The sequence below is a fragment of the Sphingomonas sp. genome, assembly GCF_031372575.1.
Taxonomy (GTDB): domain Bacteria; phylum Pseudomonadota; class Alphaproteobacteria; order Sphingomonadales; family Sphingomonadaceae; genus Sphingomicrobium.
Map to the genome: position 1 here is coordinate 1 of NZ_JANMLM010000080.1, position 7,571 is coordinate 7,571.

General features: G+C 62.4%; 7 protein-coding genes and 1 tRNA gene. 1 reads left to right on the top strand and 7 read right to left on the bottom strand.

Annotated features, from left to right (window positions below; translation table 11 throughout):
- Both katG and pgsA read right to left on the bottom strand, forming a co-directional pair.
- Positions 1-1,907 (bottom strand): catalase/peroxidase HPI (gene katG / locus RMN73_RS07815; protein WP_309602759.1); only part of this gene is annotated, 1,907 nt, incomplete at its 3' end.
- A 92-nt stretch (positions 1,908-1,999) separates the two neighbouring features.
- Positions 2,000-2,566, bottom strand: a complete 567-nt coding sequence (gene pgsA / locus RMN73_RS07820; RefSeq protein ID WP_309602760.1) for a CDP-diacylglycerol--glycerol-3-phosphate 3-phosphatidyltransferase — start codon at positions 2,564-2,566, stop codon at positions 2,000-2,002.
- Positions 2,567-2,675: 109 nt separating this feature from the next.
- On the opposite strand from pgsA, the gene RMN73_RS07825 reads away from it, so the two are divergent.
- Positions 2,676-3,971 (top strand): MFS transporter, encoded by a 1,296-nt coding sequence (locus RMN73_RS07825; RefSeq protein WP_309602761.1) that lies wholly within the window; start codon positions 2,676-2,678, stop codon positions 3,969-3,971.
- 45 nt (positions 3,972-4,016) lie between these two features.
- Here the strand turns inward: RMN73_RS07825 and RMN73_RS07830 are convergent, their stop codons facing one another.
- The 5 genes from RMN73_RS07830 to RMN73_RS07850 all read right to left on the bottom strand — a co-directional run.
- Positions 4,017-4,157, bottom strand: a complete 141-nt coding sequence (locus tag RMN73_RS07830; RefSeq protein ID WP_309602762.1) for a hypothetical protein — start codon at positions 4,155-4,157, stop codon at positions 4,017-4,019.
- 143 nt (positions 4,158-4,300) lie between these two features.
- The gene (locus RMN73_RS07835; RefSeq protein WP_309602763.1) at positions 4,301-5,854 is read right to left on the bottom strand and encodes a bifunctional diguanylate cyclase/phosphodiesterase; all 1,554 of its coding nucleotides are present in this window, start codon (positions 5,852-5,854) and stop codon (positions 4,301-4,303) included.
- A gap of 114 nt (positions 5,855-5,968) precedes the next feature.
- Positions 5,969-6,054: transfer RNA gene (locus RMN73_RS07840), tRNA-Leu, on the bottom strand.
- 20 nt (positions 6,055-6,074) lie between these two features.
- Positions 6,075-6,371 carry an integration host factor subunit beta gene (locus RMN73_RS07845; protein WP_309602764.1) on the bottom strand — a complete coding sequence of 99 codons (297 nt, stop codon included), beginning with the start codon at positions 6,369-6,371 and terminating at the stop codon, positions 6,075-6,077.
- 153 nt (positions 6,372-6,524) lie between these two features.
- On the bottom strand, positions 6,525-7,571 hold a 1,047-nt coding region (locus RMN73_RS07850), incomplete at its 5' end, for a S1 RNA-binding domain-containing protein (protein WP_309602765.1).

Sequence of the window (7,571 nt, forward strand, 5' to 3'; positions counted from 1 at the left end):
TGGCCTTTGCGCTCCGTAAAAACGCCCTCCGGAATGTTGCCATAGTTGGCGCCAAGCACGCGCAGGCCGCCCAGCAGAACGGTCAGTTCGGGCGCCGACAGGCCGAGCAGTGAGGCCCGGTCGAGCAGCAATTCCTCGGTCTTCACCGACTGACGCGTCTTGAGGTAATTGCGGAAGCCGTCGGCCTGCGGCTCCATCCACACGAAACTGTCGACGTCGGTCCAATCCTGGGTTGCATCACCGCGGCCACCAGCGAATGGCACGGTGATATTGACGCCCGCGTCCTTGGCCGCTTTCTCGACCGCTGCCGACCCGGCCAGCACGATCGCGTCGGCCAGCGACATCGATCCGCGAAACTCGTTCAGCTTGGCCAGCACCTTGGCCAGCTCGGCCGGTTCGTTGACGTCCCAATCCTTCTGCGGGGCAAGCGCGATGCGCGCGCCATTGGCACCGCCACGCTTGTCCGACTTGCGATAGGTCGAGGCCGAGGCCCAGGCGGTCTTGACCAGCTGCGACACGGTCAGGTCGCTCGACAGCACCTTGTCCTTGAACGCGGCGACATCGGCGTCCGACGGCACGGTTCCGGCGGGAACCGGATCCTGCCAGATCAACGTCTCTTCGGGCACTTCCGGACCGAGGTAGAGCGACTTTGGCCCCATGTCGCGGTGGCACAGCTTGAACCAGGCGCGCGCAAACGCATCGTCGAGCGCCGCCTGGTCATCGCGGAACCGCTCGGAGATGGCGCGGAATTCCGGATCCATCTTCAGCGCCATGTCGGCGGTGGTCATCATCGTCGGCACACGCTTGTTGGGGTCGCGGGCGTCGGGCGCCATGTCCTCATGTGAGGCATTGATCGGCTGCCACTGCTTGGCACCCGCCGGGCTTTCGACCAGCTCGTAATCATATTTGAACAGCAACCGGAAATAGTCGCCAGACCACTTGGTCGGATTGTTCGACCACGCACCCTCGATGCCCGAGGTAGTGATATGTCCCTTCCCGATCTCCTGATCGTCGGTCAGCCAGCCCATGCCCTGCAGGTGAATTTCCTCCGAAGCGGGGCTGCTGCGGAAGCTGTCGGTTGGCTTGGCACCATGCGCCTTGCCGAAAGCGTGACCGCCGGCGGTCAGCGCGACCGTCTCCTCGCTGTTCATCGCCATGCGCAGGAAGGTCGCCTTCATGTCGCGCGCCGACTGCAGCGGGTCGGGATTGCCGCCCGGCCCTTCGGGGTTGACGTAAATCAGGCCCATCTGGATTGCGGCCAGCGGGCCTTCGAGTTCGATATTTTCTTCGTCGAGACGCGTCTTGGCGCCATCGCTGACCCAGATTTCCTCGGCGCCCCAGAAGGTATCGCCTTCCGACTGGAACACGTCCTTGCGGCCGCCGCCGAAGCCGAACACCGGCCCGCCCATGCTCTCGATCGCAACATTGCCGGCGAGGATGAACAAATCCGCCCAGCTGATGTGCTTGCCGTATTTCTGCTTGATCGGCCACAGCAGGCGCCGCGCCTTGTCGAGGTTGCCATTGTCGGGCCAGCTGTTGAGCGGCTCGAAGCGCTGTTGCCCGCTGTTGGAACCACCACGCCCGTCGGTGACCCGATAGGTACCGGCAGCGTGCCACGCCATGCGGATCATGAACGGGCCGTAGTGACCATAGTCGGCCGGCCACCAAGACTTGCTGTCCGTCATCAACGCGGTGAGGTCGGCCTTCAGCGCGCCATAATCGAGCGCCTTGAACGCCTCGGCATAATCGAAGTCCGGCCCCATTGGGTCGGGCGACACGCCATGCTGATGCAGCATGTCGACCGGAAGACCCTCTGGCCACCAATCCTTGTTGGTGCGGCCAAGCAGGGAGCGCGCCTTTGATCCGCCCATCGGGCAGCCACTGATATCGCCGGTCTTCGCGTCCATGATTCGTCTCCTGAGTGATTTGCGTCAGCGCTACGCCGGTCGACTGATCGATGGAAACGACTAAACTCGCTTAGAGAAAGTCGCTCAGTCGATCAGTCCATATGTTTCAGCCCGATCCGCAGATAATCCCACCCGGTGACCAAGGTCAGCGCGGCCGCGGCCCACAGGCAGATCAGTCCCACCAGATGCACCCATGGTGCTCCAGGAAAAGCCCCGCCCAGGATCAATGCGCCCAACGCCACCAGCTGGAACGTCGTCTTCCATTTCGCCAGGCCGCTGACCGGCATCGAGATGTTGAGCGGCGCCAGAAATTCGCGCAGCCCCGACACGAAAATCTCGCGCAGCAGGATGATCAGCGCGGCGATGATGTGGAGCCCCTCGATCTCGGGCACGGGATTGGCCCTGCGACTGGAAATCAGCATGATCAGCACGGCGGCGACCATGATCTTGTCGGCGATCGGGTCGAGGAACTGGCCGAGCCGCGAAATCTGCCCCTGTGCCCGCGCCAGATAGCCGTCGAAATAATCGGTCAGCCCGACGATGCAGTAGAGGACGAACGTCACCCCATAATCCACCGGGCTCGGCCGCCACAGCAGGAACACCAGGATTGGCACTGCGAAAATGCGCGACAGGGTCAGCAGGTTGGGAAGCGTCAGCATGGTTGGCCCACGCTTAAGGCCAATTTCCGCCAGCATGAAACCCTAATCTTGCCGTTGGCAATTGATGCTCTATGGCTGGGGCGGGATTGGCTGGAGAGCGGTTTAGATAATGCAGAATGTCAGGCATTTGCTGCGTACGCGTCGCTTCCTGCCGATTTTTGTCACCCAGTTCCTCGGTGCCTTCAACGACAATCTGTTCCGCACCGCGATGGTCATGCTGGTGATCTACGGCATTTACCGCGATGCCGAGCAGGAGGCGACGTTCAGCGCGATTGCCGGTGGCCTGTTCATCCTGCCCTTTTTCCTGCTTTCGGCGCTGGCCGGGCAACTGGCCGATTCCTCGGACAAGGCCAAGATCGTCCGGATCGTGAAGACTGCCGAAATCGGAATCATGATGGTTGGCGCGATCGGCCTATATTTCCACATCATCTGGCTGTTGCTCGCGGCGCTGTTCGCGATGGGGGTCCATTCGACGTTCTTCGGGCCGATCAAATACGCCATCTTGCCGCAGCATATGGAGGATGACGAAGTGCTGGGCGCGACAGGACTGGTCGAGGCCGGCACCTATGTCGCAATCCTTGGCGGCACCTTGCTCGGCGGGATATTGGTGGTGGAAGATGCCGACGGCTTCCATGCCATCTGGGCCGCTGTCGGCGTGCTGGTGGTCGCGTTGATCGGGCGCTGGGTCGGCGGCAAGGTTCCCCCTGCCCTGCCCGATCCCGATGCCCCCGGCTTCAAGATGGACTGGCACATCGTCCGTGCCTCGGCCCGGCTGGTCAACGCGACCTTGCACATTCCGCGACTGTTCCTGGCGATCATCGCGATCAGCTTCTTCTGGGCGATGGGTGCCGTCCTTGCCGCGCAATTCCCGCCGTTGGTCAAGAACGCACTCGGGTCGGACCAGCAAGTCGCGACTCTGTTTCTGGGCACCTTCTCGATCGGGGTGGCGATCGGCTCGGTGGCGGTCAATCGCCTGCTTAGCGGGCAGGTGTCGGCCAAATATTCGCCGGTGTCGGCGATCTTCATGGGCCTGTTCGTGCTCGACCTATACCGGCGGGTTAAGGGTTGGCCGGCCGCCGGGCCCGAGCTTCGCGACCTGTCGACCTTCCTCGATGTCGAGGGCAGCTGGCTGATCGTGCTCGACTTGCTCGGCGTTGCCATCGCCGGGGGCATGTTCGTTGTTCCGCTCTATGCCTTCCTGACGACGACCGTGCCCAAGTCGGAAACCGCGCGAACCATTGCCGCCAACAATATCGTCAATTCGGGCTTCATGGTCGCCGCGACCGTCATCCTGACCGGCGCAGTCCTGCTTGGCGTGACGGTTACCGACAGTCTGCTGATTGTCGCCTTCGCAAGTATTTTCGCCGCCTTGCTGGCGTACAAGCTCCACCTCGCCTGCGATTAAGCGCTCAGGCCAGATACGTTTGCCGGGTGACCTGCCGGGGGCAGGTCAGGCTAGGTAAACGGTCATGAACAGCAGTCCGCCGACGAAGGTCGAGAAGAACAAGCGGGCGTCGTCGATCGTCGCGAACGGTGCCTGGCTGACGTCCATCGCATAAGTGAATGGTTGCCGTCGGCCGAAGCTTAACACGCGCAGACGCTGAAGGGCGGGGAACGAGAACATGCAAAAACCTTAATGCAATTTTTACCATGCTCTTCAACCTCTGATTAGGGACAGCGTTCCGCGATCGTGCCAATCCGGGACGGGCGCGCGCGCAAACTGGCGTGGTTTGCTCAGGCTTTGCGGGTGGCGGTGCGCGGTGCGGCCACGCTCGGAGACCGTTTGATCAATTGTTCGGCCTGATCGGCGGGCATTGCCTTACCAAAATACCAGCCCTGCCCCATCTGGCAGCCCAGTCCGAGCACCGCTGCATGGGTGGCGGCATCCTCTATCCCCTCGACGATCACCGGCACCTTGATCGCGCCGGCCAGCGCCGCGACCGCGCGGACGATCGCCGCACTTTCCGAATCGTGACTGATCGAGGCGGTGAAGCTGCGGTCGATCTTGATCGCGTCGAATGGCAGCGAGCGAAGATGCGCCAGCGATGAATAGCCGGTCCCGAAATCATCGAGCGCCAACCTGATCCCCTGGTTCTTCAGGCTCGTTGCAATCGACCGCGCCAGTTCAAGGTCGGCAAACAGCGAGCTTTCGGTGATCTCCACCACCAGCCGCTCGGGGGCAACGCCCGCTTCGGTCAGCAAGCGGATGATCCGCTGCGCCAGCCACGGGTCGGACAATTGCATCGGCGAGATGTTGACCGACAAGCTCAAGGCCGGGTCCCACTTGGCGACATCCGCCAGCGCCGCACTGATCACCTGCTCGGATAGTCGAGCGATCACGCCAATGTCCTCGGCCACGCCGATGAATGCTTCGGGCAGGATCAGCCCGGACGACGGATGGTTCCACCGCGCAAGCATTTCGAAACCGACAATCTCGCCACTGTCCAAATCGACTTGCGGCTCGAAGAATGGCACGAACTGGTCATTGTCGAGCGCGACGCGAATGCCCTGCTCGATTTCGACATGTGCGATCATCGCGCGTTCCATGCCCCCGTCGAACCATATCGGCCGCGCCGATCGCCCGCTCGCCGCTTGCTCGAGCGCGATGTCGGCCCGCCGCAGCAAATGCGGCAACGGCGTATCGGCATTGGCCACCGCGATCCCGGCATAGGCCCCGGCCTGGAGCATTCGCCCATCGACATCCAACGGGCTGGTGATCGCCTGAAGCATCGCCGCCGCAATCTCGTTACCCGGTGCGGAGTCGGCCAGGTCGACCGGAAAGGCGACTGCAAATTCATCGCCATTAAGCCGCGCGGCAATTGCCTCGTCGGGCAAGACCTTGAGGATCGCGTCGGCGATATGCCGCAGCATCGCGTCACCCGTCTCATAGCCGTGCCGCTCGTTGATCGCCTTGAAGCGGTGCATCCGGATCGAGGTCACGCCCCAGCCGCTGCCGCGTGCCGCCAGCCGTAATCGAAGTGCTTCGCCAAGATCGGCCAGTCCCTTGCGATTGTTGAGCCCGGTGATCACGTCACTTGAGGCGATATGCGCCGCGCGCCGCTCTGCATCGAAGCGCCGTTCCTGCTCATGCTGCAAATCCGCCAGACGCCGCCATCCGACCAGGATCAACGCCACGTTCAAGGTCAGCATGACCATCGTGACGCGAACGCCGGGGCCGAATTGCGCGCCCGCGTCGGCAATCGCCTGTTCGAAAAAGCTGCTGCCCTGGATAATCAGCATCAGCACTGCGGCGACCAGCACCAGCGTCACCACGCCGTCGGACCGCACGGCCCACTTGCCTGCCGCCCTTTTACCCAACGGGGCCTCTCTACGCTTCAACCATGCCACCGCGGACGATGTAGCGCTTAGTATTTAACAATTTCTCTCGGGAATGGAGCAACTTGGTGCGGACGGCGGGACTCGAACCCGCACGCCTATTGGGCAGAAGATTTTAAGTCTCCAGCGTCTACCGGTTCCGCCACGTCCGCACGATCATCCGGATAACGGATTATTCGCTGGTGGCGTCACTTAAATTGAGGCGCTCGCGCATTTCCTTGCCCGGCTTGAAATAGGGCACGCGTTTGGCGTCGACATCGACTGCTGCGCCGGTGCGCGGATTACGCCCGACGCGGGCATCACGCTGGCGGGTCGAGAATGCCCCGAAGCCGCGCAACTCAACGCGCCCGCCCTGGGCCAGTTGGTCGGTGATACTGTCGAACAACGCCGCAACCAGGCTCTCGATCTCGCGCTGGGTGAGATCGGGAAAATCATTGCACAGCTTCTGGACGAGCTCGGACCGAATCATCACTTGCCCCATATCATAAATGTCGGGCAGCCCCCCGGCCGCTCGTGGTTAGAGAAGCTGTCAGCAAAATCATGAGAGCGCAAGCACTTCACGACGTTCCTGCGCAGCGCGACCGGCCGGCGACACATACAGGTGCCGCCGACCGGGATACGCTTACTTGGTCTTGTCCTGCTTTTCCTTCAACGCCGCACCCAGGATATCGCCCAGCGATGCGCCGCTGTCGGACGAGCCGTACTGCGCAACCGCCTGCTTCTCCTCGGAGATTTGCAGCGCCTTGATCGAGAAGGTCGGCTTCTTCGAGCGGTCGACCCCGGTGACGAGTGCATCGAACTTCTGCCCGACCTGGAACCGCTCGGGACGCTGTTCGTCGCGATCGCGGCCAAGGTCGGTGCGCTTGATGAAGCCGGTCGCGCCGTCGTCGCCGACCTGCACGTCGAGCCCGCCGTCGCGCACTTCAAGCACGGTGACGGTGACCGTCTCGCCCTTGTTCGATGCCGCGCCGGTGGTGCCCGGCTTGGCGACGCCGCCGCGCTCGAGCTGCTTCATGCCGAGCGAGATACGCTCCTTCTCGACATCGACATCGAGCACGACCGCCTTGACGGTCTCGCCCTTGTGATGAAGCGCGAGGGCCTCTTCGCCCGACACGCCCCACGAAATGTCCGACATGTGGACCATGCCGTCGACGTCGCCGTCGAGCCCGATGAACAGGCCGAACTCGGTCGAATTCTTGACCTCGCCCTCGACTTCGGTGCCGACCGGATGCTTCTCGAAGAAGTCGTTCCACGGGTTCGACTGAGCCTGCTTGAGACCGAGCGAAATGCGCCGCTTCTCTTCGTCGACTTCGAGCACCTTGACCTCAACCTCTTGGCTGGTCGAGACGATCTTGCCCGGATGGACGTTCTTCTTGGTCCAGCTCATTTCGCTGACATGGACCAGGCCTTCGATGCCCGGCTCCAGCTCGACGAACGCACCATATTCGGTGATGTTGGTAACCCGGCCGGTGAACGTGCCGTCGACCACATACTTCGCCGATGCGCCTTCCCACGGATCCGCTTCAAGCTGCTTCATGCCGAGGCTGATGCGCTGCGTCTCGCGGTTGATGCGGACGATCTGGACCTTCACCGTATCACCGATGTTGATCACTTCGCCCGGATGCTGGACGCGCTTGTAGCTGATGTCGGTGACATGCAGCAGGCCGTC